Raw genomic sequence first — 25,366 nt, forward strand, 5'->3', positions numbered from 1 at the left:
GATACTGACGCTAATTCCTCCATGAAATTCTTTGTCATTGCACTCATAGTGCTTCTCGGTTTGCTGCAATATCGGCTGTGGTCCGGCGATAACAGCCTGCCCGAATACTTTGTTCTGCAAAAACAGATTGCTGCTCAGCAAGATGGTAATGCAAAACTCAATGAGCGTAATCAGGTGCTTAAAGAGGAAATTATCGACCTTAAGAGCGGTACCGAAGCGATTGAAGAGCGGGCGCGTAACGAGCTAGGCATGGTGAAAGAAGGCGAGACCTTCTATCGCGTGGTGGGCGGTGACCGTTCAGTATCGAGTCCCTCGCAGTAACGGAGCGCCTATGGATACCGTATTAGAAGCCGCGCCGCAGGTCGAAACCCAAGTTGCAGTTCAAATTGATCCTTTCTCGCACCATGTGGTCGCGATTGTGCCCGCCGCGGGGATTGGCAGCCGCATGGGCGCGGGCAAACCCAAGCAATATTTAACCTTGCTGGGGCAAAGCATTCTGGCCCATACCTTAGACAAGTTATTGTCCCATCCTCAAATTAACCAAGTGATTGTGGCACTGCATCCAGAGGATACCGAGTTTGCTGCGTTATCGCAGGCCAAGCATCCCAAGCTGGTGACTGTCATTGGCGGCTCTGAGCGCGCCGACTCGGTGCTGGCGGCACTCGATAAGGCGCCTGATAATGGTTGGGCCTTAGTACACGATGCGGCCAGACCCTGCCTGACGGCGCAAGACATAGATAAATTGCTGGCATCGCGGGTGCACTTTCCCCAAGGGGCGATTTTGGCCATGCCTGTACGGGATACCATGAAGCGCGCCAATAGCTTAGGTGAAATTAGCTCGACCGTTTGCCGCGATAATCTCTGGCATGCGTTGACGCCGCAGTTATTTCCAACCTCCTTGTTGCGATTACATTTAAAAGCCGCGCTTGCCGCGGGTGCTGTCGTGACCGATGAGGCCTCGGCGATGGAGTGGGCGGGTATTTCCCCTGGTTTGGTCGCTGGGCGGGCGGATAACATTAAAGTGACCCATCCCGATGATTTGGAGTTGGCAGAGCTCTTTTTACTGCGCGCAAATGCTTGAAGGCAAGCTGAGTGAATTGCGCAATTTATTAAATACGTTAGGAATTAAGTAATGAAAATCCGAATCGGCCATGGTTTTGATGTCCATAAATTTGGTGAAGCGCGCCCGTTAATTTTATGTGGGGTCGAAGTCCCCTACGAAACCGGGCTGGTGGCTCATTCCGATGGCGATGTGGTGCTGCATGCCATTTCCGATGCCATTTTAGGGGCGATGGCCCTAGGGGATATTGGTAAACATTTCCCTGATACCGATGCCGCTTATAAGGGCGCCGATAGTCGCGTTTTGCTGCGCCACTGTTATGCGCTAGCGCGGGCGAAGGGATTTGAGCTGGGTAATCTGGATGTCACTATCATTGCCCAGGCGCCTAAGATGGCGCCGCATATCGAGGATATGCGCCAAGTGCTGGCGGCCGATCTTAATGCTGACATTGCCGATATCAACGTTAAGGCCACCACTACCGAAAAACTCGGGTTTACCGGCCGTAAAGAAGGCATAGCGGTCGAAGCCGTCGTATTACTCAGCCGCCAATAGCCTGCAACTTTAAGAGATAAGAAAGACCCATGAGCGAACTACATTACCTGTACGGCAAACCGACGGGCACCGCAGATTTAAGAACCGTTAACAGCGACTTTATCGTGAAAGAGATTTTGCCTTTTAGCCCGTCGGGCGAGGGCGAGCATCATTTAGTCCACATTCGTAAGGATGGGCTGAATACGGTACAAGTGGCTGAAATGCTGGCGAAGTTCGCTAAGGTTCATCCCAAAGAGGTGACCTATGCCGGACAAAAAGATAAAAATGCCATTACAGAACAGTGGTTTGGCATTCGTATTCCAGGTAAAGAAACCCCTGCGTGGAGCGAGCTAAACAGCGAGCGTTTAACCATTTTATCCAGTAGTCGCCACAGCAAAAAACTACGTATTGGCGCGCTTTTGGGCAACCGTTTTATTCTTACCCTGCGCAATGTCACCAATGTGGAAGACATTATCAACCGTATCGAAAAGGTCAGCCAAATTGGTGTGCCCAATTATTTTGGTGAGCAGCGTTTCGGTCATGATGGTAAAAACCTAGTGATGGGACGGCAAATGCTGGCGGGCAAAAAGGTGAAAGACCGTAATAAGCGCAGCATGTATCTGTCTGCGGTGCGCTCCAATCTGTTCAATACCGTTGTCTCCTATCGTTTGGCGAATCATGGCACTAAACCCTTAGCGGGGGATTGCGTGATGCTAGCAGGCAGTAAGAGCTTTTTCGTCACGCCAGAATGGGATTTAGTGGTATTAAAGCGTTTGATTGAGAAAGATATTCAGCTTTCTGCCCCACTTTGGGGGCGTGGAAAAATGCTGCCGCAGGGTGAAGCCGCCGAGGTTGAAACCCTCGCCATGGCAGCGCTGAGCGAAGATTGCTACGGCCTTGAGCACGCGGGGCTTGAGCAGGAGCGTCGTCCATTGCTGCTCGAACCTCAAGGCCTTAAGTTCGAGCAAACTGCGGATGGACTGGTGCTCGAGTTTATCTTACCTGCGGGCAGTTTTGCGACATCGCTGTTAAGAGAACTGGTTGATTATCAAGATGTGAAAGAGCTGCAATGGCAAGCGACAGTCTCACCTGATGCTAATGCTCCTGAGGCCAATCTCGCCACTGAAAGTGATGTGGCTGAGGTCAGTTCAACAGATAATGGCGAGTCCGCTTTATGATCCGCATCCTTGTCAGTAATGATGATGGTGTGAATGCGCCGGGGATCAAGGCCTTAACCGAGGCGCTTGCCGAAATCGCAACCGTGATGACGGTCGCGCCCGATCGTAATTGTTCCGGCGCAAGTAACTCTTTAACCTTGACTAACCCATTAAGAATTAATAGGTTAGATAATGGTTATATTTCGGTTCACGGTACGCCAACGGATTGCGTTCACTTAGCCATTCGCGAACTTTGTGATGGTGAGCCGGATATGGTGGTATCGGGCATCAATGCTGGCGCGAATATGGGCGATGATACCTTATATTCGGGCACGGTAGCGGCGGCGATGGAGGGGCGTTTTTTGGGTTTCCCCGCCGTTGCGATTTCGCTTAATGGTAAGGCCTTAAAGCATTATCACTCTGCGGCTGTGTATGCGCGGCGAATCGTGCAGGGGCTGTTAGCGCATCCGATTGCGAGCGATCAGATCCTCAATATCAATGTGCCCGATTTACCGCTCGATGAGATTAAAGGGATCAGGGTGACGCGCCTAGGTGCACGGCATAAGGCCGAAGGCATAGTGCGAACGCAGGATCCTGCAGGGCGAGAAATTTTCTGGCTTGGCCCTCCGGGTGTTGAACAAGATGCGAGTGAAGGAACGGATTTCCATGCGATTGCCCATGGTTATGTGTCGATCACTCCCTTAACCGTGGACTTGACCGCGTATAGACAATTATCGGTATTGCAAGATTGGGTAGATAAAATATGACTCGAGTTGCCTTAACATCGGCGGTGAATTTAGCTAAAAAGCTTCAGGAGGCGGGGATCCGTCATCCAGCCGTTCTTAAGGCAATATCCCATACCCCGCGAGAACTGTTTCTTGATAATGCGCTGGCCCATAAAGCCTACGAAAATACCGCCTTGCCCATAGGCCAAGGACAAACCATTTCGCAGCCGTATATTGTTGCACGTATGACTGAGTTACTGCTGCAACATCAGCCGCAAAAGGTGCTTGAGGTGGGGACGGGCTCTGGCTACCAAGCGGCTATTCTCGCACAACTGGTGCCAGAACTGTGCACCATTGAGCGTATTAAAGGTTTACAGATCCAAGCGAGGCAAAGATTAAAGCGACTCGATCTGCATAATGTGTCATTCAAATATGGCGATGGCTGGCAGGGCTGGCCGAATCGCAGCCCCTTTGATGGCATTATGGTCACGGCAGCAGCGGCCAAGGTTCCCGAGGCCTTATTATCCCAGTTAGCCGAAGGCGGCGTGCTGATCATCCCTGTGGGTGAAGAGACGCAACAATTGATGCGCTTTACCCGCCGCTCGGATCGTTTTAGTTCTGAAGTGATAGAAACCGTCAAATTTGTTCCCTTGGTCAATGGCGAACTCGCTTAATTTATTTGCTTAAGTTTTTCGCTTAGGTCACTTAGTTAAATACTTGACCTTTTATGATTAGGTAAAACAGTAAGATAGCCCTAAAGAGGAGTTTTTATTGTTGAATGCGGGTTTACTCTTAAACCTCAGTTTAGTGTTGTTGCTTGCAGGCTGTAGCTTTCAGGCGAGTCGCCCCGCACCTGTCGAAAGTCTTTCCCACAATTATTCCAAACATAATAAAGGCCACATTAAATCTAATTCATATAAAGTTAAGAAAGGGGACACCCTGTACTCGATTTCTTGGGCCGCGGGTAAAGATTTCGCCGAAATTGCTAAAATTAATCAATTAGATAAATCGTACACCATCTACCCTGGACAGATTTTATATTTAACGAATGACGATAGAAAAAATGCCAAAGGTTCTACAACTTTAGGTGGAAGTAATTCGGTATCTAAAGGGCGGAATCAAGATAATTTTTCGGAAAAACAATCAGCTAACAGCAATTCCTCCGCGAAAAACTTGTCAAGTGAACAGCAGAAAAAAACACTTGATCAGAAAGCGAAGCCTGCGTATTCTGCAACAAGTTCCCAACAAAATATTAACCCTTCGATCGTCGCCCCTACCTCAACACTGCCAGACAGTGTCAGTCAGTGGCAATGGCCAGTAAAAGGTAAATTGATTGGGACATACTCTGCCAATGAGCAGGGAAATAAAGGAATTAAGATCGCAGGAAAACGCGGAGATATCATCAAAGCCGCTGCAGATGGGCGGGTGGTATACGCAGGTAGTGCTCTTAGGGGTTATGGTAATTTAGTGATTATTAAACATAGTGACGATTACCTTAGTGCCTATGCTCATGCAGATCAGATCTTAGTCGAAGAAAAGCAACATGTCCTCGCTGGACAGACAGTTGCAAAAATGGGCAGTACAGGTACGAACCAGGTAATGCTTCGCTTTGAGATCCGTTACCACGGTCAGTCTGTTAACCCACTTAATTATTTACCTAAGCAATGATTGTTTAGGGCCTTGTTGGCATGGAGGATAAAAAATTGCAGTAATTCAAGCAGTTTACATTAGGTTTGGGAGATTCGATCATGAGCCGCATAAATAGCACTGCCGCAGAAGAACTAGTAGATTTTTCCGTAGATACCGCAGAGTTTGATCTCGATAAAGAGGATATTGCCGCCGATTTAGTTCAAGAACTAGGACTCGAACAACAGGTTCAAGACGACCTGCAAAAAAATCTTGATGCCACCCAGCTCTATTTAGGTGAAATAGGGTTTTCCCCACTGCTTAGCGCAGAAGAAGAAGTTTACTTTTCCCGTAAAGCCTTAAAAGGCTGCGAAAAATCCCGTAATCGCATGATTGAAAGTAACCTACGACTCGTGGTTAAAATTGCCCGTCGTTACAATAATCGTGGCCTAGCGCTGCTGGATTTAATCGAAGAGGGTAATCTTGGCTTGATCCGTGCGGTGGAAAAATTCGACCCAGAAAGAGGTTTCCGTTTCTCAACCTATGCGACTTGGTGGATCAGACAAACGATCGAACGTGCGATTATGAATCAAACCCGCACGATTCGTTTGCCAATCCATGTGGTGAAAGAACTCAACGTGTATTTACGGACGGCTCGGGAATTAGCGCAAAAACTTGACCACGAACCTACGGCAGAAGAAATTGCCGAGAAACTGCAAGTATCCAGTGTTGACGTCAGTCGTATGCTGAAGCTCAACGAGAAGATCACCTCTGTCGATATCCCCTTAGGTGGCGATAACGACAAGGCGTTACTCGATGTGCTTGCCGATGACGACAATGTAGGCCCAGATTACAAAGTACAAGACGAAGACATTTCAAACTCAGTGGTGAAATGGCTCAACGAACTCAATACCAAGCAAAGAGAAGTGTTAGCGCGCCGTTTTGGTTTATTAGGTTATGAACCCTCAACCCTTGAAGACGTAGGCGCAGAAATTGGCCTCACCCGTGAACGTGTTCGCCAAATTCAAGTGGAAGCCCTTAAACGCCTACGTGATTTGCTGGGCGCTCAAGGTCTCTCTGTAGAGGCACTATTTAGAAACTAAGGTTTAGAGATTTAGGTTTAGAAACTTTGGCTTGGATATTTACCCTTAAACCAGTTTAAAAAGTCATAAAAAACGCCCAATACTTAGGGCGTTTTTTTATGCTTTCGCGTTTATGTTATCGCGAGTTCTCACTCTATGTGTTAACTCAAGCGTTTTAGCTCGTAGAGTAAATCCAGCGCCTGTTTTGGGGTCAGGTTATCGGGATTGATGGCTTTTAATTTGCTGACAGCGGGATTCTCCACCGGCTCAGGCAGAGCGAGCAGGGTTTGGATCGGTGCCCTAGTGCCGTTAACATTAACACCTTCTACTTGATGATCGCGGCTCTCAAGTTGATGTAACTTGTGTTTTGCCGCCTTAATCACCCGAGCAGGCACCCCGGCAAGGGCCGCAACCTGCAAACCATAACTCTTACTGGCCGCACCTTCTTGCACTGCATGCATAAAGGCGATGGTGTCTTCGTGTTCAATTGCATCGAGGTGCACGTTATAGACGCCAGCCATGAGTTCCGGTAATTGTGTTAACTCGAAATAATGGGTCGCAAACAGCGTCATTGCGCCGACTTGCTGTGCTAAATATTCAGCCGCAGACCAGGCTAATGACAGGCCATCGTAGGTCGAGGTGCCACGGCCAATTTCATCCATCAAGACTAAACTTTGCGCGGTTGCATTATGGAGAATATTTGCCGTTTCAGTCATTTCCACCATAAAGGTTGAGCGACCAGAGGCGAGATCGTCTGAGGCGCCAATCCGAGTAAAAATCCGATCGATAGGGCCAATGATGGCGCGATCTGCTGGCACAAAGCAGCCAATATGTGCCATTAGGGTGATAAGCGCCACTTGGCGCATGTAGGTCGATTTACCGCCCATGTTTGGACCTGTAACAATCAACATCCGGCGTTGATTGTACAGGGTGACAGGGTTGGCGATAAAAGGCGTTTGACTCACACGTTCAACCACTGGGTGGCGACCCGCTTCGATTTTTACCCCGATTTCGCTGCTCAGTTCTGGGCAGGTATACCCTAAGGTTTCGGCACGTTCGGCAAAGTTACTCAGCACATCGAGCTCGGCTGCCGCTCTGGCGAAGGCTTGTAGCTCATGCAACTTGGGGAGGATTAAATCAAACAATTCGTCCCATAGTTGTTTTTCAAGGGCGAGCGCCTTACCTTGGCTCGACAGCACTTTTTCTTCGTATTCCTTAAGCTCGGGCGTGATGTAACGCTCCATATTCTTAAGGGTTTGACGGCGCTGGTAATTTAACGGCACTTGCTGCGATTGCAGGCGACTGACCTCGATGTAGTAGCCATGCACTCGGTTGTAGCCAACCTTCAACGTGGCAATGCCTGTACGCTCTTTTTCCCGTGCCTCGAGCTGAACTAGATAATCAGTGGCTCCTTCACTTAAACCTCGCCATTCATCTAACTCGGCATTGTAGCCTTCACGGATCACGCCGCCGTCACGGATAAGCATCGGCGGGTTATCGACAATGGCGCGCTCAAGCAGTTGTTGCTCTTCGGGAAACTCACCTAAGAGTTGGCCTAGTTTCACCGTATGGGGCGCACTTAATTGCGCGAGTGATTGCTGCAACTTAGGTAATAGGTTTAATGCTTGGCGTAGGCGGGCAAAATCCCTTGGACGAGCGGTACGCAGCGCCAGCCTTGCCATAATACGTTCGATATCGCCTAGGGCTTTAAGCTGCTCATGCAATGACTCATGGGCAGTGGTCTCGAGCAATTCATTCACGGCCGTTTGGCGAGCAAAAATCTGGGCATGGTCCCTTAGCGGCTGATGGATCCAGCGTTGCAACATCCGGCTGCCCATGGCTGTGGCGGTATTGTCGAGTACGGCTGCTAAGGTGTTATCTCGACCACCACTCAAATTTTGTGTCAGCTCGAGGTTACGGCGCGTTGCCGCATCCAAGACAATCGTATCGGTTTGATTGAAACGGGTAATGGCATTGATATGTGGCAGGGCGGTGCGCTGGGTGTCTTTCACATATTGCATTAAGCAGCCAGCCGCTTGTAGCGAAAGCCTGGCATCGGTAATCCCAAAGCCGTGCAAATCCTTAGTGCCAAATTGTGCCAGCAGCAGTTTGATGCTGGTATCGTAATCAAACTCCCACTCTGGGCGGCGACGCTTGCCTTTAAAATGATGCAATAGCTCCATCGCGCCAAAATCTTCGCTATAGAGAATTTCGACCGGATTGGTACGTTGCAGTTCGGCTTCGAGGGACTCTTTTGTCTCTAATTCAGCAATCACGAAGCGGCCGGAAGACACATCGAGGGTAGCGTAGCCAAAACCAACTTTGCCTTGGTAAACCGCGGCTAACAGATTGTCCTGTCTCTCTTGCAATAGGGCTTCGTCGGTCAAGGTACCAGGGGTGACGATACGCACCACTTTTCGCTCAACTGGGCCTTTTGAGGTGGCGGGGTCGCCTATCTGCTCACAGATCGCGACCGATTGACCAATTTGAACCAATTTGGCCAGATAGCCTTCAACCGCATGGTAAGGAATTCCCGCCATCGGGATCGGATCGCCACCACTTTTGCCGCGAGCTGTAAGGGAAATGCCCAATAATTCAGAGGCGCGTTTTGCGTCATCATAGAAGAGTTCATAGAAGTCACCCATACGATAAAACAGCAGCATGTCGTGATGCTCTGCTTTCATGGTCAAATATTGACGCATCATAGGGGTATGTTTTTCTAAATCATCGGTATCTATAGGATTCATTAAATCGTTTTCGTCCGTTATGCCGGCCCAAAGCGGGGAAATAAGTCGTACAGTAATGGGATAAAAAATCAGTGGATATGCACTATTACTGTCTAAAATAAATTGACGCCAATCTTAGCAATAATTTTCTGAAAATTGACCCTTAAACCATGGATATTCACTGATATCCTGACAAATCTGCAGCACGAGTCGGTAAAAGCTTGTCTCAACGGGAAAATTTTCTGACTTAAAAATAAATCATTCACAGGTCTTGATACTGTATGATTGTACAGTATACTAGTCAGCAGATTATGACAAAGAGCCTCGCTTTTTGTATTACCCGCTTTATTAAATTGAATATCACTTTTGACAGTACTGATACTGTCTAGATGAGGGAACAGGAATGAAGGTCGATCCAAACAAAGAGAAAGCACTTGCTGCGGTATTGAGCCAAATTGAAAAGCAATTTGGTAAAGGCTCCATCATGAAGCTGGGCGAAGACCGCTCTATGGATGTTGAGACTATTTCTACTGGTTCACTTTCCCTTGACGTCGCCTTAGGTGCTGGCGGTTTACCAATGGGACGTATCGTTGAGATTTATGGTCCTGAATCATCAGGTAAAACAACGCTAACATTAGAAGTGATTGCCGCCGCTCAGCGGGAAGGTAAAACCTGTGCCTTTATCGACGCCGAGCACGCGCTAGACCCTATCTATGCTAAAAAATTAGGCGTAGATATCGATAACTTACTGTGTTCACAACCCGATACTGGTGAACAAGCCCTTGAGATCTGTGATGCGTTAACCCGCTCTGGCGCAGTAGATGTGATCATCGTTGACTCGGTCGCGGCATTAACACCCAAAGCAGAAATTGAAGGTGAAATCGGTGACTCACATATGGGCTTAGCGGCGCGTATGATGAGCCAAGCGATGCGTAAGTTAGCGGGTAACCTCAAGCAATCGAATACACTGTTAATCTTCATCAACCAAATTCGTATGAAGATTGGTGTGATGTTTGGTAACCCAGAAACCACAACGGGCGGTAACGCGCTGAAATTCTACGCCTCTGTTCGTCTTGATATTCGCCGTACTGGTGCTATCAAAGAAGGCGATGAAGTGGTAGGTAACGAGACGCGCGTTAAAGTGGTTAAAAACAAAGTTGCTGCGCCGTTTAAGCAAGCTGAGTTCCAAATTCTTTACGGTCAAGGTATCAACCGTACCGGTGAATTAGTCGATTTAGGTGTGGCTCATAAACTTATCGAAAAAGCCGGTGCATGGTACAGCTACAAGGGTGACAAGATTGGTCAGGGCCGTGCAAATGCTGGCAAATATTTGACTGAAAACCCAGCGATAGCAGCTGAAATTGATAAAACACTACGTGAGCTATTATTGAGTAACCCTGCAGCCTTGTCATCATCAGCTTCTGATGATGAGAATAGTGAAGGCAATGTTGACTTCGAAACAGGCGAAGTATTCTGAGCCAGTCAGCCCGTCAAATCGCGGTCGCGCTGTTAGCGCGCCGCGACTATTCCCGCCAAGAAATCCGCTCCAAACTGCTCGAAAAAGGCTTTGAGGTCGTAGATATCGATCCCGTGCTCGATGATTGTGAAGCATCGGGTTTTATCAATGATAAACGTTATGCTGAGCTGCTCGTAAGAAGCCATATTGCCCGTGGTCATGGGCCTATCCGTATTCGTCAAGCCATTGCCCAAAAGGGGCTTTCAAAGGATTGTATCGAAGCCGCGTTATCTGTAAATGATCATGATTGGTTTGAGTTAGCAAAAGCCAAAGCCATCAAAAAATATGCTACCCCTAAAGTCACCGCGGTAAAAGGCTCACAATCCCGCGAGCTAGTGGCGAAAGAAAAAGCCAAACGGGTGCGGTTTTTACTGAGCCAAGGCTTTAATTACGAACAAGTCTCCTATGCTTTAGATTACGACCCCTTGGCAGATAATGATGACTAACGTCATGGCATAAACTCGCAGCCCTTGGCTTGTCTGGCCATTGTCTTTTGCGTTCGGCAGCAGTGCGGGTTCGCCCCATCGACTCCTCTTTACCGCTTGGCTTTTGTGATAAGCCTCGTCATACCCGCAAACTCACCGAAAATATGAGATTCCTAAGCCTATATCGCTATTCAAGGCTGGTCGTCTTTCTTCAGTCTGCTTATAATGCTGGGCAAATAGAAATACGGCTACCTTATGGTGTAGCTGGTCATGCTTACCCAATTCAGGACGATTTCATGTATCAAACGACAGCAGCGCTTAGAAGTGCTTTCCTCGAATTTTTCCGCAGCAATGGTCACCAAGTTGTGGACAGTAGTTCTCTTGTACCAGGCAACGATCCCACGCTTTTATTCACCAACGCCGGTATGAACCAGTTCAAGGACGTGTTTCTTGGCATGGACAAACGTAGCTATACACGTGCGACCACTGCTCAACGCTGCGTCCGTGCGGGTGGTAAACACAACGATTTAGATAACGTTGGTTACACCGCGCGTCACCATACTTTCTTCGAAATGCTGGGCAACTTCAGCTTTGGTGATTATTTCAAAGAAGATGCGATTCGTTTTGGTTGGACATTCCTGACTGAAGTCTTGAAGCTACCAAAGGAACGTCTGTGTGTGACTGTTTACCAAACAGACGATGAAGCCTTTGAAATTTGGAATAAAAAGATTGGTGTTGCCGCTGAAAACATCATTCGCATCGGCGATAACAAGGGCGCGCCATACGCTTCAGATAACTTCTGGCAAATGGGTGACACAGGTCCTTGTGGTCCATGTACCGAAATTTTCTACGATCACGGCGATCATATTTGGGGCGGACGTCCCGGTAGCCCAGAAGAAGATGGCGACCGTTTCATCGAAATCTGGAACATCGTATTCATGCAATACAATCGTCAAGCTTCTGGTGAAATGTTGCCGCTGCCAAAACCTTCAGTCGATACCGGTATGGGGATTGAGCGTATCGCTGCGATTATGCAGGGCGTTCATTCAAACTACGAAATCGATATTTTCCGCGCCTTGATTGCTAAAGCAGCCGAAATCATCGGCGTGACTGACTTATCTAACAAGTCACTGCGCGTTATTGCCGACCATATCCGTTCATGCGCCTTCTTAGTTGCCGATGGTGTAATGCCATCGAATGAAGGTCGTGGCTATGTGCTGCGCCGTATTATTCGCCGCGCAGTGCGTCATGGTAACAAGTTAGGGGCAACTGAAGCCTTCTTCTACAAGTTAGTTCCGACGCTAATCGAAGTGATGGGCGATGCCGCTAAAGGTCTTGCCGATACTCAAGTGATTGTTGAAAAAGCCCTTAAAGCGGAAGAAGAGCAGTTTGCTCGTACACTTGAGCGTGGTTTAGGTATTCTAGATAGCGCATTAAACGAATTGCAGGGCGACACCTTAGACGGTGAAACAGTCTTCAAACTGTACGATACCTATGGCTTCCCAGTGGATTTAACCGCTGACGTATGCCGTGAGCGTAACATTATTGTCGATGAAGCGGGCTTCGAAGCGGCGATGGCTGAACAACGTAGCCGCGCTCAAGCCGCGGGTAACTTCGGCGCCGATTACAACGCTGCACTGAAAATTGATGCTGAAACCGCATTCTGTGGTTACTCAGAACTCACAGGCAATGCCAAAGTCACTGCACTTTACCTAAACGGTGAGTCAGTGCCTGCAATCAATGCGGGTGATGATGCCGTAGTCGTGCTCGATGTGACGCCTTTCTACGCAGAATCGGGCGGCCAAGTCGGTGATAAGGGCGTATTAGTGGCTCAAGGTATTGAGTTTGCTGTTAGCGATACGCAAAAGTTTGGTCAAGCTTCAGGCCACAAAGGAACGTTAACGGCTGGCAGCTTAAGCGTTGGCCAAGTACTTGAAGCAAAAGTGGATAAGAAACTGCGTCACCGCACCCAGTTAAACCACTCAGTGACTCACTTATTACACGCTGCGCTGCGTCAAGTGTTGGGTACTCATGTCACTCAAAAAGGTTCGTTAGTTGACCCTGAGCGTTTACGTTTCGACTTCTCTCATTTCGAAGCGGTGAAACCTGCTGAATTGAAACAGGTTGAAGAGTTAGTCAACACCCAAATTCGCCGTAACCATGAGCTGAAAGTCGCTGAAATGGCGATTGATGAAGCGAAAGAAAAAGGCGCTATGGCACTCTTTGGTGAGAAGTACGATGCGCAAGTGCGTGTCGTCACTATGGGCGATTTCTCTATCGAGCTGTGTGGTGGTACTCACGTTGGCCGTACCGGTGACATTGGTCTGTTCAAAATTACCTCAGAAGGCGGTATAGCTGCGGGCGTTCGCCGTATCGAAGCGGTAACCGGCGCTGCGGCGATGGCCTATGTGGCACAACAACAAGCGCAACTTGAAGAAGCAGCAGCACTGCTTAAAGGCGATACACAATCTGTTGTGGCTAAGCTGAAAGCGCAGCTGGATAAAATGAAGCAGCTTGAAAAAGATATGCAGCAACTAAAAGATAAGTTAGCTGCGGCTGCGAGTGCGGATTTAGCCTGTGATGCGGTTGTGGTTAATGGCGTAAATGTGCTGATTAAGAAGCTTGATGGCGTTGAAGCAGGTGCACTGCGTGGACTGCAAGATGAGTTGAAGCAAAAGCTGAAATCCGCCGTTATCCTGCTAGGTGTGGCTCAAGAAGGCAAAGTGAACCTTATCGCGGGTGTGAGCAACGACTTAGTCGGTAAAGTTAAAGCCGGTGAACTGGTTGCTATGGTTGCAGCGCAGGTGGGTGGTAAAGGCGGTGGCCGCCCTGATATGGCTCAAGCGGGTGGTAGCCAACCAGAAAACCTGGATGCGGCACTGTCTCAAGTATTACCTTGGATTACTGAGCGTTTAGCTTAAGAGGTTGCTGTGCTCGAAAAACGAAAGCTTAGTGGTAGCAAGCTTTTTGTGAAGAAGTTTGGTGGCACTTCGGTGGGTTCGATTGAACGCATCGAAGTGGTTGCCGAGCAAATTGCAAAGTCCGCTCACAATGGTGAGCAGCAGGTTTTGGTGCTTTCTGCGATGGCAGGGGAGACCAACAGACTATTTGCGCTTGCGGCGCAAATCGATCCCCGCGCGAGTGCGCGGGAACTCGATATGCTGGTCTCGACGGGAGAGCAAATCAGTATTGCGTTAATGGCGATGGCGTTACAACGTCGCGGCATTAATGCAAGATCCCTGACTGGTGATCAAGTTCAAATTCATACCAACAGTCAGTTTGGTCGAGCGAGTATTGAAAGTGTCGATACGGCATACTTAACGTCTTTGCTGAGCGACGGCATAGTGCCGATTGTGGCGGGTTTTCAAGGTATCGATCCCAATGGGGATGTGACAACCTTGGGTCGCGGCGGTTCGGATACTACCGCAGTGGCACTCGCTGCGGCGCTAAAAGCCGATGAATGCCAAATCTTTACCGATGTACCCGGTGTATTTACTACCGATCCGAATATCGATAGTAGTGCCAGACGCCTCGATGTGATTGGTTTTGATGTGATGCTAGAAATGGCAAAACTCGGCGCCAAGGTGTTGCATCCCGATTCGGTTGAATACGCACAACGTTTTAAGGTGCCACTGCGGGTATTATCGAGTTTTGAGGCGGGCCATGGAACATTGATCCAATTTGGTTATGAATCAGAGCTGGCGATGGCCGCTTCGGTGCAAGGCATTGCGATTAATAAGGCCTTAGCGACCTTAACTATCGAAGGCTTGTTTACCAGCAGCGAGCATTACCAAGCGCTGTTAGCTTGCTTGGCACGGCTTGAGATTGATGTTGAGTTTATTACCCCGCTCAAGCTTAATGAAACCTCAGCAGCCGAATGTGTCAGTTTTATGCTGGCCGAAGCCAAGGTGGATATTTTATTGCACGAGCTCGAGCTTTTAAGTGAAAGTCTTGACCTAGGCCAATTGATTGTTGAGCGTCAACGTGCAAAAGTGTCTTTAGTTGGCAAAGGTTTACAGGCAAAAGTTGGATTATTGACTAAGATGTTAGATGTATTGGGTAATGAAACAATCCATGCTAAGTTACTTTCGACATCGGAGAGTAAATTGTCAACTGTGATCGATGAAAGGGACTTACACAAGGCGGTTCGGGCGCTGCATCACGCCTTCGAGCTAAATAAGGTGTAATTAAATAACTGTTTGAGTATTGAATACTATTAATTTGTACTCAGCTGACCCTATAATATGCCCATCTACCGGATGAGTGCCGTGTGTAAGCTGAATTAAGACATAAAGGAGCTATCGAATGCTGATTTTGACTCGTCGTGTTGGCGAAACACTGATGATTGGTGATGAAGTCACAGTTACAGTGCTAGGGGTAAAGGGCAATCAAGTGCGTATTGGTGTGAATGCACCAAAAGAGGTTTCTGTCCACCGTGAAGAAATCTATCAGCGCATTCAATCTGAAAAATCAGGTACACCTTCTGAAGGTGGTAACTTTTAATACCGCGCTTAGGCGAGTATTAGCGACATAGAAGAGTCAGTTTTTTAACTGGCTTTTTTATTTTTTGAACCGAAAGATTGGCGCAAATCAACACATTGGATTGATATAACAGCAATGTGATTAAAAACGCTTCAAACAGAAGTTGTTTCAGAAAAAGGGTTTGACTTATTTTCGTCAAACAGTAATATGTGCGCCAAGAAAACGGAGAGGTGGCCGAGTGGCCGAAGGCGCTCCCCTGCTAAGGGAGTATGGGCTTTATCTCCCATCGAGGGTTCGAATCCCTCCTTCTCCGCCATTTCTTACCGATAAAAAATTGCGCGTGTAGCTCAGCTGGATAGAGTACCTGGCTACGAACCAGGCGGTCGGAGGTTCGAATCCTTCCACGCGCACCATTTTTATTGGAGCAAGTATAGATACAAGTCGCGCATGTAGCTCAGCTGGATAGAGTACCTGGCTACGAACCAGGCGGTCGGAGGTTCGACTCCTTCCATGCGCACCATCTCTGCATCAGTTATGTTTAACTCATCAGGTTTGAATTTCAGACGAAATTTTGTAATCAGTGCTTCAAGTAAGTGTTTTAAGCGCGTGTAGCTCAGCTGGATAGAGTACCTGGCTACGAACCAGGCGGTCGGAGGTTCGAATCCTTCCACGCGCACCATATTCAATCTTAATGCGAATGTGTTGAGATAACAGTTAAAAATGCGCATGTAGCTCAGCTGGATAGAGTACCTGGCTACGAACCAGGCGGTCGGAGGTTCGACTCCTTCCATGCGCACCAATTCGCCGACAGAGCATTAGCTTTGTTAGCAAAACGCAAAAATCGCGCGTGTAGCTCAGCTGGATAGAGTACCTGGCTACGAACCAGGCGGTCGGAGGTTCGAATCCTTCCACGCGCACCATTTTAGTAAGCAATAGCTTACAAATGCAGATTTTGCGGAGAGGTGGCCGAGTGGCCGAAGGCGCTCCCCTGCTAAGGGAGTATGGGCTTTATCTCCCATCGAGGGTTCGAATCCCTCCTTCTCCGCCATTCTATTCCTAGTGAATAGATTTAATTTGCGAGACTTAAGTGCTTCTTCTAGACTCAAGTCTGTCGGTAAGATGGCAACTTACCCTGTATTTAAGCGCGTGTAGCTCAGCTGGATAGAGTACCTGGCTACGAACCAGGCGGTCGGAGGTTCGAATCCTTCCACGCGCACCATCTACTTAGTTAGATTTAGATAAGCCCTGCAAGTAATTGCAGGGCTTTTTTAATGGAATTTTTCCGCTTAATCTCGCATCAATCCTTATCCCTTCCTGTGCTTTAGCGCATTGATAATCCATCTCTTACTCCACGTTATGCTTGTTTGAATACCTATGCCTTAAGCGGTGATGTTATCGCGCAGGCTTGCTGTTTAGCGCCTGATAAAGAGATAGCTGTAAGGGGTATTTTGACCCACAAGCTGAGCGGTAAAAGAGACGAAGAGATAAGCATGAAACAAGGGATTGATGAGTGACTTTGCGTCTTAGGGTGAGTCTGACAGAGGTTTGAAGAGTGTCAACGCTATTTAGGACGGGTCTGGGGAAATAAAAAGGGCTGTAAAATACAGCCCTTTTTAGCGTAGATGTCGTGATTAGGCTTCTAGCTTAGCAAACTCGGCTTTTTGCTCTTTTAGTTTGTCCATATCACGGCTCAGATCGGCCATCTTGGCGCGCTCTTTATCAATGACGGCTGGCGGTGCTTTCGCGACGAAGCCTTCATTCGATAATTTACCTTCGATACGAGCAATCTCTTGAGTCAGCTTCTCAAGCTGCTTGTCGATGCGAGCCATTTCGGCCGCGACATCCACCAGACCTGCCATCGGAATTAATAATTCCATTTCGCCGATCAGGCCTGTGGTCGACATAGGCGCCGTTTCACCTTCGCCAAGAATCGTCATGCTCTCTAAGCGCGCAAGCGTTGTGAAGAAGGCTTGGTTCGCTTCAACACGGCCTTGGTCTTGGGCACTCACGCCACGTAGTAGGGCATTTAATGGCTTCGACGGTGCAATATTGAGCTCGGCACGGATATTACGCACTGCAACAATAACTTGCTTAACCCACTCGAGATCGGCCATCGCGGTCGCATCTACTTTGGCGGCATCGTAGCTTGGGAATGGTGCCAGCATGATGGTATCGCCTTGGGCGCCAGTCAGGGGTTTAACGCGTTGCCAGATGGTTTCAGTGATGTATGGCATCATTGGGTGCATCAAGCGTTGCATCGCTTCTAACACATTGACCAGCGTATGGCGGGTGCCACGCATTTGCGCTTCATTGCCGTTTTGCAGTACTGGTTTAGTTAACTCTAAATACCAATCGCAGAACTGGTTCCAAGTGAACTCGTACAGCGTGTTCGCCGCAAGGTCGAAGCGGTAGTTTGCCATGTGGTCGTCGTAGGTTTTCACGGTTTGGTTGAATAAACCGATGATCCAGCGATCCGCCAGTGACAGTTCCATCTCGCCGCCTTGGTAATCCGGTGAGTTCGGGCCGCAATCTTGGCCTTCGGTATTCATCAGCACGTAACGTGACGCGTTCCAAAGCTTGTTACAGAAGCTGCGGTAACCGTCTAAACGCTTCATATCCCAGTTGATATCACGGCCAGTTGAGGCCATTGCCGCTAGGGTAAAGCGCAGGGCATCGGTACCGTGGGCTTCGATACCGTTTTCAAATTCTTTACGGGTGCTCTTTTCAATCTTGGCGGCAAGTTGAGGTTGCATCATGTTGCCGGTGCGTTTTTCAACTAGGGATTCTAGATCGATACCGTCAATCATATCCAATGGGTCAAGTACGTTGCCCTTAGATTTTGACATCTTGTTACCCGCTTCATCGCGGATAAGGCCAGTCACATAAACGGTTTTAAATGGCACCAGTGGCTTACCGTCTTCATCTTTGATGAAGTGCATGGTCATCATGATCATACGGGCAACCCAGAAGAAGATGATGTCAAAACCCGTCACCAACACGTCGGTCGGGTGGAAGGTTTTTAAATCTTCAACATTGTCAGGCCAGCCTAAGGTTGAGAATGTCCACAGGGCTGAGCTGAACCAAGTATCCAGTACGTCTTCATCTTGGCGCAGGGCAATTGAATCATCGATATTGTGCTTAGCACGCACTTCAGCTTCGTTACGGCCAACATACACCTTACCGTTCGCATCGTACCAAGCGGGGATGCGGTGACCCCACCATAATTGGCGAGAGATACACCAATCTTGAATGTCTCGCATCCAAGAGAAGTACATGTTTTCGTATTGCTGCGGCACAAACTTAATGTCGCCATTTTCAACGGCTTCGATAGCGGTTTTCGCCATAGGCGCAACGGCGACGTACCATTGATCGGTCAGCATTGGTTCGATTACCACGCCAGAGCGGTCACCGTAGGGCACTTTTAGGCCATGTGGCGCGATTTTTTCGAGCAGACCTAAGGTTTCAAACTCGGCCACGATAGCATCACGGGCTTTGAAACGGTCAAGGCCTGCGAAACGCTCTGGCAGGCTGCCATCTAAGCTAGTGTTGATGGTGCCATCGGTATTGACGACTTCAGCGGATGCACGAATGGCCGCATCTAAGGTCAACACGTTGAACATAGGAAGTTTGTGACGTTTACCGACTTCATAGTCGTTAAAGTCGTGGGCAGGAGTGATCTTCACACAGCCTGTGCCAAAGGCCATGTCTACATAGTCATCGGCAACGATAGGGATGCGACGATTAACGATAGGCAGCAGAATAAATTTGCCGATCAGCGCTTGATAACGCTCATCGTCTGGATGAACTGCAACCGCGCTATCGCCCAGCATAGTTTCTGGACGCGTGGTGGCGACTTCGAGGTAATCTTTACCGTCGGCAGTCAGCTCGCCATCGGCTAATGGATAACGTAGGTGCCACATGTGGCCTTGCTTTTCTTTGTTTTCCACTTCGAGATCAGAAATCGCGGTATGTAGTTTAGGATCCCAATTCACTAAACGTTTACCACGGTAAATCAAATCATCTTCATAGAGACGGACAAACACTTCTTGAACGGCTTTAGACAAGCCTTCGTCCATGGTAAAGCGCTCACGGTCCCAATCCACAGAGGCGCCCATACGACGCAGCTGCTTAGTGATGGTGCCGCCAGATTGCGCTTTCCATTCCCATACTTTTTCCATAAAAGCATCGCGGCCAAGGTCATGGCGGCTCTTGCCTTCTTCGGCTTCAAGCTTACGCTCAACCAGCATTTGAGTCGCAATACCCGCATGGTCAGTACCGACTTGCCACAGGGTGTTTTTACCCTTCATACGTTGGTAGCGGATCAGAGTATCCATGATGGTATCTTGGAAAGCGTGGCCCATGTGCAAGCTGCCCGTCACGTTAGGTGGCGGGATCATGATGCAATAGTTGCCCTGTGAGGCATCGCCGTGGGGCTTAAAGTAACCTTGCTCTTCCCAGTTTTGGTAAAGAGTCTGCTCAATGGACTGAGGATCGTATGTTTTTTCCATGGGAACGTATCTGTCTCAAGCTAAATTAAGTGGATGTGTTGCTAAATTTTGGGTTGTTAATTCAATCCCTAAGCCACGATATTGGCGGTAGCGTTCACGTGCTATCGCCTTATGTTGGTCGTCATTAGCCACAAAATCGAAGATTTGACCAAAGTTTACCGCAAACGGAGGTACTTGGTCTGCAAGATTAATCAGAAGTTGGCGACTTTTGTTTGGTCCGAGCCTGTCAAAACCGATTTCAACGGGTGAGCCAGTAGTGGGGCCTTCACCTTTGAGGTTATGGGGGACAAATGCACTGGGTTCAAACTGCCATAGTAACTCGTCGATTTCGAAGGCGATGTTCTTGTCCTGACAGTGAATATAGACCTGCTGCTGGTGTATAAATCCCTGTTGGGCTAGGCGGCAAGCCAATTGATACATGTCATTAAGGGCCGTGTTCACGCCCACCGGCGGCAGTAAATAAAACAGCGCTTGAGTCATGATTTCAATGCCTTGCTTTAAGTTATAGACGAACGGGTAAGTCTACACTAAAACTCAAGCAGGGTTAACGCTTAGCACTGGGGTTTTTAGGGATAGATTGAGCTGAACAGGCTCAGAGTTGACTTAAAATGTAGCCAGCAAAACTTGTATTTAACTGAAGGATAAGAGTTTACGCTCGGACGGTTAAAATACTATTAGATATAAAAGCAAAGCGCACCCGAAGGTGCGCTGATTGAAAGACTTGTCAAACAAACTATTCCTCCTCAGTTATTGAACGTTGTGATTAAAGGATTTACTGACTCTTTCTGAATAAACAAACAGTTGTCACGTTAGCTTTTGTTTATTCAGCATGTTAACTCACAATTACAACTCACAATTACAACTCACAATTACAACTCACAATTACCATTCAGAATAAAAATAACGGAAACTGGCTAATGATAGTACTCATATTGGTACTGGGTATTTTGCTGTTAAGCAGCTCGCCTTATTCCATGTTATCTCAATTCTTTTTACTAACCATTTGTAATATGTCCACTTGCTCATATTACCGATAACGCTATTAACCTCCTCGTATTGTCTGACTGTTAAGAAACATATCCACCTAAAGTGGTCTTTAACATGATACCTATATGGTTCTATTGCTAACGTCCTCCTCTTTGGGTTGTCTCATTTGGGTTTAAAAGAGTGCGCAAGACTAAAACTGGCAATACGATGTAGTAGGTTACTCCTTTATGATTGACTGGTGTTTAAACACTCATTAGTGCGTTTCAGTTCGTTTTTATCGGTCATCAATTTTTATTCTTTAGTAATAGTAACCTCGCATCTAATTTCATGAAGAGAGAGGAAAACGCGTAAACGTTACAGCATTGGCGTTACCGAGTTTGTATCACTGTTTACAAGAGTTTGTATTGTGTGGCGGAGTACTCCTTCTATGGTGGTATTAACACTATCAAGTTGAAATTCACATCACTTCGATTCTGCTGTCACTTAGTAAAGTGTAGTAGTTATTTAAAGGTTCACACTCTTTTTACTTGGCCATTAGGATGGCTAAACAAACTTTTGCTAAAAAATGTGACCTATTAAACCTTATCTACTTTATGCTCTCGAAGTGATGTGGTCTCGCACTAACATCGAGTAACTTAAGCTGCATCTTCCTCCTCGTAATCATCCTCGACATTAACAGCGTCTTCGGGATGAGCAATCGATGCGAAACGTTGTGCTTCAGGTTTATGGGTTAATCGATTGAGTTGTTTCTCTAATTTTTGACCCATGGCCGTAATGGCTGCATAAAGATTGTCGTGTTTTGCTTGAGCAAAAAGTTCTCCATTTGGGATGCCAACCGATGCTTCAATTTTGAAACCAGGTTTCTCCTCTGTGATGATGACATGGGGATTAATCAACTGCACATCGTGCCTAGAAAGTTTGTCAAAACGGCTTTCAATGCGTTCACGGATTGGGGCAGTGACTTCTAGTTGTTTGCTCGTAATCTTTAGCATATGTTGCACCTTCTATTTGTTTCCTTCGATTTCAGATTACCAATCTACACCCTTAAAAACGAGATCTAAATCACATTTCTCACCCTGTTCAGTTCTGTTCGTTGGTTATTTGATCGCTTAGACAAATCTCGCGGATTCTTGGTCGAAAAGGCTTGTATTGCCTATCAGAACAGGCCATATTTGATGGGATAACTACGCAGTCTTTCCCATCATTTACCTATCTTTACTTTAAGTTTTTCATTAGTTCCCGATAAAATACCTTCACTTATTTCATTGCTCAGTCGAGTGGCAGGTATTATGGAAACCGAACATATCAAAGTTAAAGTCTGGGATTTACCCACACGCTTTTTTCACTGGGGCATGGTGGCCCTCATGGCCTTACTCTGGTGGAGCGCCGAAGTGGGTGAAATGCAATGGCACCAGATCTTTGCTTATAGTTTGTTGATCTTGATTGGCTTTCGGCTTTTATGGGGCTTGATTGGCAGTGATACTGCGAGGTTTAGTCACTTCGTGCATCATCCCAAGGTGGTGTTTGAGTATTTGAAAGACGTTCGCGCAAAGGGCGTGTCAGTGGTTTTAGGGCATAATCCGATGGGCGGTTATATGGTGATTGTGTTGATTGCCATTATCAGCTTACAGCTAATCACTGGACTCTTTGCTACCGATGATGTGTTTACCGAAGGTCCACTGTACAGCTATGTGAGTGCTGATACAGCTTCGTTTCTCACTTGGTTGCATAAGATGAATTTCAACCTAATCTTAGCCTTGAGTGCCGTGCATGTGTTGGCTGTCGTTGTACACGCGCTTAAAGGTGACAAGTTAGTGGGAGCCATGCTCAGCGGTTACAAACGGGTGTCTAAAGTAGAGCACGCCAAATCTGAGACTCAGTTGGTGTTTAAATCACAGTGGTTGGCTTTAATTGTGCTGTTAATCATCGCTGGAGTGGTGTTTACCTATTTGATGTGGCCCATAGTACAAGTGCTCTAGCAAGTGCTGAACATTAAAAAAGCCTGCATGTAGCAGGCTTTTTTATTAGACATTACAACGCGTAATTAGTCTTTTTTGTAAACGTCGTGACAACCTTTACAGCTCTTGCCAGTGTTCATAAAGGCTTGCTTGATTTCAGCTTGGTCACCTTTTTGAGCCACAGTCGCTAAAATAGCGGCATTTTCTTGGAAGGTTTTCATCTTAGCGTCGAAGTCAGCCTTGTCTTGCCATACTTTGGCTAGCGCTTCGGTATCGCCTTTATCTGAATCTTCAATAAAGCCTTCGAAAGGAATGTGTGAAAGAGCAGCGACATTGTTGGCGCGCATTGCGAAGGTTTCAGCTTCGAAAGGTTTCTTGCCTTTCATCATAGCGCCCATATCGCCAAAGTTATAAGCAATCAGGCCAAATGCAGATTGGCGATATTCAATCGCGTCCTTTGCATCTTCAAAATTGTGTGCTTGTGCAGTTGAAGCCAATAAGGTACCGGCAACGAGAGTCAGGAGTAATTTTTTCATCGTATTCTCACAAATTAGCGTCTAAGTGTGACATTGCGCTCCTATTGTACACAAATTAACTCAATGTACTAGAAGCATTTTTGTCAGTTTTTGTCTAGGTAGGAGGGATAAACGTAACAAGTTATTTGTTGGTTGAGTAAATCTGCTAAACTGCCGTTGTAATGCTTAAACAATACTACTGGGGCGATTATGCGAGCCAATTGGGACTTAGTTTTAGAGAAAATTTTGAGCCATGGAAACTATGAAGAACTCTCAGTGTTGTTCCATTTATTGCTGACAGAAGAAGAGCGCAGTGCGATCGCGGGACGATTAAAGGTATTCCAATTATTACTCGATGGTGAGATGAGCCAGCGGCAAATCGCGGCGGAATACGAGGTCAGCATCGCCACGATCACACGCTGTTCAAACTATTTAAAGAATATGGCACCCAGCCATAGAGAAAAAATTCAACAGCTCATCAAATAAGGTCGCTGTGGTGCCTTTATCCTTAATAGCCTAAAACATTGGGGTGACAGGCAACTTATGACGACGATAAAGCGTACGTCTTACCAGAATATAGAAGCTATAGCTTAAGAGTAATATGGCTAATAATGGGTAAAACTTTTCGGGTAAAAACTTAAAGATGGACAATGCACCTAGCAAGTATAAGAAGGGTAATAGGTCATAAATCATCTTAGGGATGCCGCCTGATTTCCTACGTTTGATAGGATCGGTGCGACGGTTTTGGGAGCGCATAGTGTAAATTCTTGCGCCAAGCACAAAGATGACAGCTGAAGCAATCAAAGCATAATTGGGTTCGAGCAGCATAAAGCTTGCAATGCCTAATGCCATATAACCATAAGGTAAAGCTTCATATACCGATTTTGTTAACATATGCACTCGGTCGCATGATATCGAAATAGGTTTAAAACCCTAATATTCCAGTTAAAAATGCTAAATCTATCTAAAACTTCCGTGTTTACCTTTAGATTATAAACATTTGTTGATAAAAAAAGCACCTCCTTATGTAAGGAAGTGCTTCATTATCTTGCTCGGGTTAGTGAGCTTTAGGCGTTACGGCCTAGATTAGCCGCGGCAACCGCAACCGCCATTGCCATCACAACCTGTTTTTGGTGTGTCGCAGGCTTCATGATCGTGGTCATGGTGATGATGACCATGATCATCAGAACCGCCACAACAGCCACCAGTATCTTGGCTTGAACCACCACAGCATCCGCCGCCGTGGTCATGATCATGGCTGTGTCCATGGCTACCGCATCCGCCGTGGGCATGGATATGGCCATGGGCAACTTCTTCTGCAGTTGCAGCGCGAACATCGATAATTTCAATGTTGAAGCTCAGTGCTTGGCCCGCTAAGGGATGATTGCCATCAACGATGACCACATCATCTTTGACTTCGACAACTTGCACTGGGCGTTGACCCATTTCTGTCTCGGCAATAAAGCGCATACCAGGAACGATATCTTCGATATCACCGAATGCTTCTAATGGCACAGCTTGACGCAGACCATCGTGGTAAGGACCGTAGGCTTCTTCGGCACTAATAGTCACATCCAGTGTTTCGCCCTTGGTTTTACCTTCTAATGCAGCTTCTAATCCAGGGATCAGGTTTTCTGCACCGTGCAGATAGAGCATAGGTTCGGCATCAAAAGAGTCTTCTAAAAGTCTGCCGTCTTGATCTGATAAACGGTAATGAATGGTTACCGCGCTGTGTTGGGTGATCTTCATATCGCCTCCGGTTCGGAATGTGCGCGCATAATAACGTGCTTTTGGGGCGCTGGCGATAATTTGAAGTTGCTTATGTTAGATATCGCACAGCTTTTTGTTGATGCGATGAACGGCCATTTGCAGAGGAATTTACGCCAAATTGTTGATGGATATCGCTTGCGGTTTGTTGGCCTCGAAAGTGGGTTTACATAGCTTAATCTAAAGGCATTACGACATGCTTGATATAATTAATTGAATTTAAATGTTTAAAATCAGATGTATTTGCGTGGCATTACGTTTACGTCAACAGTTTTCTATTGATGAAATCGCATTTTTACCC

General features: G+C 47.2%; 22 protein-coding genes and 8 tRNA genes. 23 read left to right on the plus strand and 7 right to left on the minus strand.

Annotated elements, in window-relative coordinates:
- Window positions 1-21: 21 nt before the first annotated feature.
- The 8 genes from ftsB (at window position 22) to rpoS (ending at window position 6,202) form a co-directional block, all read left to right on the plus strand.
- Window positions 22-321, plus strand: a complete 300-nt coding sequence (gene ftsB / locus SHEWMR4_RS05830; RefSeq protein ID WP_011621905.1) for a cell division protein FtsB — start codon at window positions 22-24, stop codon at window positions 319-321.
- 10 nt (window positions 322-331) lie between these two features.
- Window positions 332-1,081, plus strand: a complete 750-nt coding sequence (gene ispD / locus SHEWMR4_RS05835) for a 2-C-methyl-D-erythritol 4-phosphate cytidylyltransferase (RefSeq protein ID WP_011621906.1) — start codon at window positions 332-334, stop codon at window positions 1,079-1,081.
- Between the two features lie 51 nt (window positions 1,082-1,132).
- Window positions 1,133-1,612: a 2-C-methyl-D-erythritol 2,4-cyclodiphosphate synthase gene (gene ispF / locus SHEWMR4_RS05840; RefSeq protein ID WP_011621907.1), complete on the plus strand. Its 480-nt coding sequence runs from the start codon at window positions 1,133-1,135 to the stop codon at window positions 1,610-1,612.
- Between the two features lie 29 nt (window positions 1,613-1,641).
- The gene (truD, locus tag SHEWMR4_RS05845) at window positions 1,642-2,769 is read left to right on the plus strand and encodes a tRNA pseudouridine(13) synthase TruD (protein WP_011621908.1); all 1,128 of its coding nucleotides are present in this window, start codon (window positions 1,642-1,644) and stop codon (window positions 2,767-2,769) included.
- Window positions 2,766-3,515 carry a 5'/3'-nucleotidase SurE gene (surE, locus tag SHEWMR4_RS05850; RefSeq protein ID WP_011621909.1) on the plus strand — a complete coding sequence of 250 codons (750 nt, stop codon included), beginning with the start codon at window positions 2,766-2,768 and terminating at the stop codon, window positions 3,513-3,515. The genes truD and surE overlap by 4 nt, the downstream gene beginning before the upstream one ends.
- Window positions 3,512-4,147, plus strand: coding sequence for a protein-L-isoaspartate(D-aspartate) O-methyltransferase (locus tag SHEWMR4_RS05855; RefSeq protein WP_011621910.1), 636 nt, complete (start codon window positions 3,512-3,514; stop codon window positions 4,145-4,147). The genes surE and SHEWMR4_RS05855 overlap by 4 nt, the downstream gene beginning before the upstream one ends.
- A gap of 97 nt (window positions 4,148-4,244) precedes the next feature.
- Window positions 4,245-5,141 (plus strand): peptidoglycan DD-metalloendopeptidase family protein, encoded by an 897-nt coding sequence (locus tag SHEWMR4_RS05860; RefSeq protein ID WP_011621911.1) that lies wholly within the window; start codon window positions 4,245-4,247, stop codon window positions 5,139-5,141.
- Window positions 5,142-5,221: 80 nt separating this feature from the next.
- Window positions 5,222-6,202 (plus strand): RNA polymerase sigma factor RpoS, encoded by a 981-nt coding sequence (gene rpoS / locus SHEWMR4_RS05865; RefSeq protein ID WP_011621912.1) that lies wholly within the window; start codon window positions 5,222-5,224, stop codon window positions 6,200-6,202.
- 140 nt (window positions 6,203-6,342) lie between these two features.
- Here the strand turns inward: rpoS and mutS are convergent, their stop codons facing one another.
- Window positions 6,343-8,928 (minus strand): DNA mismatch repair protein MutS, encoded by a 2,586-nt coding sequence (mutS, locus tag SHEWMR4_RS05870; protein ID WP_011621913.1) that lies wholly within the window; start codon window positions 8,926-8,928, stop codon window positions 6,343-6,345.
- Between the two features lie 382 nt (window positions 8,929-9,310).
- On the opposite strand from mutS, the gene recA reads away from it, so the two are divergent.
- The 13 genes from recA to SHEWMR4_RS05935 all read left to right on the plus strand — a co-directional run bounded on the left by recA (window position 9,311) and on the right by SHEWMR4_RS05935 (window position 16,549).
- A complete protein-coding gene (gene recA / locus SHEWMR4_RS05875; RefSeq protein WP_011621914.1) occupies window positions 9,311-10,384 on the plus strand; it encodes a recombinase RecA in 1,074 nt (357 codons plus the stop codon).
- A 17-nt stretch (window positions 10,385-10,401) separates the two neighbouring features.
- Window positions 10,402-10,869: a regulatory protein RecX gene (locus tag SHEWMR4_RS05880; protein WP_413540386.1), complete on the plus strand. Its 468-nt coding sequence runs from the start codon at window positions 10,402-10,404 to the stop codon at window positions 10,867-10,869.
- 275 nt (window positions 10,870-11,144) lie between these two features.
- On the plus strand, window positions 11,145-13,769 hold the full coding sequence (alaS, locus tag SHEWMR4_RS05885) for an alanine--tRNA ligase (RefSeq protein ID WP_011621916.1): 2,625 nt from the start codon (window positions 11,145-11,147) through the stop codon (window positions 13,767-13,769).
- Between the two features lie 9 nt (window positions 13,770-13,778).
- Window positions 13,779-15,035 carry an aspartate kinase gene (locus SHEWMR4_RS05890; RefSeq protein WP_011621917.1) on the plus strand — a complete coding sequence of 419 codons (1,257 nt, stop codon included), beginning with the start codon at window positions 13,779-13,781 and terminating at the stop codon, window positions 15,033-15,035.
- A gap of 118 nt (window positions 15,036-15,153) precedes the next feature.
- Entirely contained in the window at window positions 15,154-15,351 is a 198-nt protein-coding gene (csrA, locus tag SHEWMR4_RS05895; protein WP_006082602.1) for a carbon storage regulator CsrA, read from the plus strand.
- Between the two features lie 203 nt (window positions 15,352-15,554).
- Window positions 15,555-15,646 (plus strand) — tRNA-Ser (locus SHEWMR4_RS05900).
- A gap of 20 nt (window positions 15,647-15,666) precedes the next feature.
- Window positions 15,667-15,743, plus strand: a tRNA-Arg gene (locus SHEWMR4_RS05905).
- Between the two features lie 30 nt (window positions 15,744-15,773).
- A tRNA-Arg gene (locus SHEWMR4_RS05910) sits at window positions 15,774-15,850 on the plus strand.
- 82 nt (window positions 15,851-15,932) lie between these two features.
- A tRNA-Arg gene (locus SHEWMR4_RS05915) sits at window positions 15,933-16,009 on the plus strand.
- Between the two features lie 43 nt (window positions 16,010-16,052).
- Window positions 16,053-16,129, plus strand: a tRNA-Arg gene (locus SHEWMR4_RS05920).
- A 44-nt stretch (window positions 16,130-16,173) separates the two neighbouring features.
- Window positions 16,174-16,250, plus strand: a tRNA-Arg gene (locus SHEWMR4_RS05925).
- 36 nt (window positions 16,251-16,286) lie between these two features.
- Window positions 16,287-16,378 (plus strand) — tRNA-Ser (locus SHEWMR4_RS05930).
- Window positions 16,379-16,472: 94 nt separating this feature from the next.
- A tRNA-Arg gene (locus tag SHEWMR4_RS05935) sits at window positions 16,473-16,549 on the plus strand.
- A gap of 412 nt (window positions 16,550-16,961) precedes the next feature.
- On the opposite strand, the gene SHEWMR4_RS05940 is transcribed toward SHEWMR4_RS05935, so the two are convergent.
- From SHEWMR4_RS05940 to hpf, 3 genes are all read right to left on the minus strand, one after another.
- Entirely contained in the window at window positions 16,962-19,838 is a 2,877-nt protein-coding gene (locus tag SHEWMR4_RS05940) for a valine--tRNA ligase (RefSeq protein ID WP_011621918.1), read from the minus strand.
- Window positions 19,839-19,853: 15 nt separating this feature from the next.
- Window positions 19,854-20,318 (minus strand): DNA polymerase III subunit chi, encoded by a 465-nt coding sequence (locus SHEWMR4_RS05945; RefSeq protein ID WP_011621919.1) that lies wholly within the window; start codon window positions 20,316-20,318, stop codon window positions 19,854-19,856.
- A gap of 1,142 nt (window positions 20,319-21,460) precedes the next feature.
- Window positions 21,461-21,817, minus strand: coding sequence for a ribosome hibernation-promoting factor, HPF/YfiA family (gene hpf / locus SHEWMR4_RS05950; protein WP_011621920.1), 357 nt, complete (start codon window positions 21,815-21,817; stop codon window positions 21,461-21,463).
- Between the two features lie 297 nt (window positions 21,818-22,114).
- Between hpf and SHEWMR4_RS05955 the strand changes: the two genes are divergently transcribed.
- Window positions 22,115-22,804 carry a cytochrome b/b6 domain-containing protein gene (locus SHEWMR4_RS05955; protein ID WP_011621921.1) on the plus strand — a complete coding sequence of 230 codons (690 nt, stop codon included), beginning with the start codon at window positions 22,115-22,117 and terminating at the stop codon, window positions 22,802-22,804.
- 65 nt (window positions 22,805-22,869) lie between these two features.
- Here SHEWMR4_RS05955 and SHEWMR4_RS05960 read toward each other — a convergent pair whose 3' ends face one another.
- Window positions 22,870-23,319, minus strand: coding sequence for a c-type cytochrome (locus SHEWMR4_RS05960; RefSeq protein WP_011621922.1), 450 nt, complete (start codon window positions 23,317-23,319; stop codon window positions 22,870-22,872).
- Between the two features lie 189 nt (window positions 23,320-23,508).
- On the opposite strand from SHEWMR4_RS05960, the gene trpR reads away from it, so the two are divergent.
- Entirely contained in the window at window positions 23,509-23,784 is a 276-nt protein-coding gene (gene trpR, locus SHEWMR4_RS05965; RefSeq protein ID WP_011621923.1) for a trp operon repressor, read from the plus strand.
- Between the two features lie 30 nt (window positions 23,785-23,814).
- Here the strand turns inward: trpR and SHEWMR4_RS05970 are convergent, their stop codons facing one another.
- On the minus strand, window positions 23,815-24,192 hold the full coding sequence (locus SHEWMR4_RS05970; protein ID WP_011621924.1) for a hypothetical protein: 378 nt from the start codon (window positions 24,190-24,192) through the stop codon (window positions 23,815-23,817).
- A gap of 192 nt (window positions 24,193-24,384) precedes the next feature.
- Window positions 24,385-25,047 carry a peptidylprolyl isomerase gene (gene slyD / locus SHEWMR4_RS05975; RefSeq protein ID WP_011621925.1) on the minus strand — a complete coding sequence of 221 codons (663 nt, stop codon included), beginning with the start codon at window positions 25,045-25,047 and terminating at the stop codon, window positions 24,385-24,387.
- Window positions 25,048-25,366 lie beyond the last annotated feature (319 nt).

Origin of the sequence: Shewanella sp. MR-4 (assembly GCF_000014685.1) — a bacterium.
Taxonomy (GTDB): domain Bacteria; phylum Pseudomonadota; class Gammaproteobacteria; order Enterobacterales; family Shewanellaceae; genus Shewanella.

Excerpts from the sequence above, each read along its gene's own strand:
- hpf (WP_011621920.1), bottom strand. The coding sequence starts at position 21,817 with ATGCTAAAGATTACGAGCAAACAACTAGAAGTCACTGCCCCAATCCGT.
- SHEWMR4_RS05955 (WP_011621921.1), top strand. The coding sequence starts at position 22,115 with ATGGAAACCGAACATATCAAAGTTAAAGTCTGGGATTTACCCACACGC.
- SHEWMR4_RS05970 (WP_011621924.1), bottom strand. The coding sequence starts at position 24,192 with ATGTTAACAAAATCGGTATATGAAGCTTTACCTTATGGTTATATGGCA.
- surE (WP_011621909.1), top strand. The coding sequence starts at position 2,766 with ATGATCCGCATCCTTGTCAGTAATGATGATGGTGTGAATGCGCCGGGG.
- SHEWMR4_RS05855 (WP_011621910.1), top strand. The coding sequence starts at position 3,512 with ATGACTCGAGTTGCCTTAACATCGGCGGTGAATTTAGCTAAAAAGCTT.
- truD (WP_011621908.1), top strand. The coding sequence starts at position 1,642 with ATGAGCGAACTACATTACCTGTACGGCAAACCGACGGGCACCGCAGAT.
- trpR (WP_011621923.1), top strand. The coding sequence starts at position 23,509 with ATGCGAGCCAATTGGGACTTAGTTTTAGAGAAAATTTTGAGCCATGGA.
- csrA (WP_006082602.1), top strand. The coding sequence starts at position 15,154 with ATGCTGATTTTGACTCGTCGTGTTGGCGAAACACTGATGATTGGTGAT.
- rpoS (WP_011621912.1), top strand. The coding sequence starts at position 5,222 with ATGAGCCGCATAAATAGCACTGCCGCAGAAGAACTAGTAGATTTTTCC.
- recA (WP_011621914.1), top strand. The coding sequence starts at position 9,311 with ATGAAGGTCGATCCAAACAAAGAGAAAGCACTTGCTGCGGTATTGAGC.
- alaS (WP_011621916.1), top strand. The coding sequence starts at position 11,145 with ATGTATCAAACGACAGCAGCGCTTAGAAGTGCTTTCCTCGAATTTTTC.
- SHEWMR4_RS05940 (WP_011621918.1), bottom strand. The coding sequence starts at position 19,838 with ATGGAAAAAACATACGATCCTCAGTCCATTGAGCAGACTCTTTACCAA.
- SHEWMR4_RS05960 (WP_011621922.1), bottom strand. The coding sequence starts at position 23,319 with ATGAAAAAATTACTCCTGACTCTCGTTGCCGGTACCTTATTGGCTTCA.
- ispD (WP_011621906.1), top strand. The coding sequence starts at position 332 with ATGGATACCGTATTAGAAGCCGCGCCGCAGGTCGAAACCCAAGTTGCA.
- ftsB (WP_011621905.1), top strand. The coding sequence starts at position 22 with ATGAAATTCTTTGTCATTGCACTCATAGTGCTTCTCGGTTTGCTGCAA.
- SHEWMR4_RS05945 (WP_011621919.1), bottom strand. The coding sequence starts at position 20,318 with ATGACTCAAGCGCTGTTTTATTTACTGCCGCCGGTGGGCGTGAACACG.
- slyD (WP_011621925.1), bottom strand. The coding sequence starts at position 25,047 with ATGAAGATCACCCAACACAGCGCGGTAACCATTCATTACCGTTTATCA.
- ispF (WP_011621907.1), top strand. The coding sequence starts at position 1,133 with ATGAAAATCCGAATCGGCCATGGTTTTGATGTCCATAAATTTGGTGAA.
- mutS (WP_011621913.1), bottom strand. The coding sequence starts at position 8,928 with ATGAATCCTATAGATACCGATGATTTAGAAAAACATACCCCTATGATG.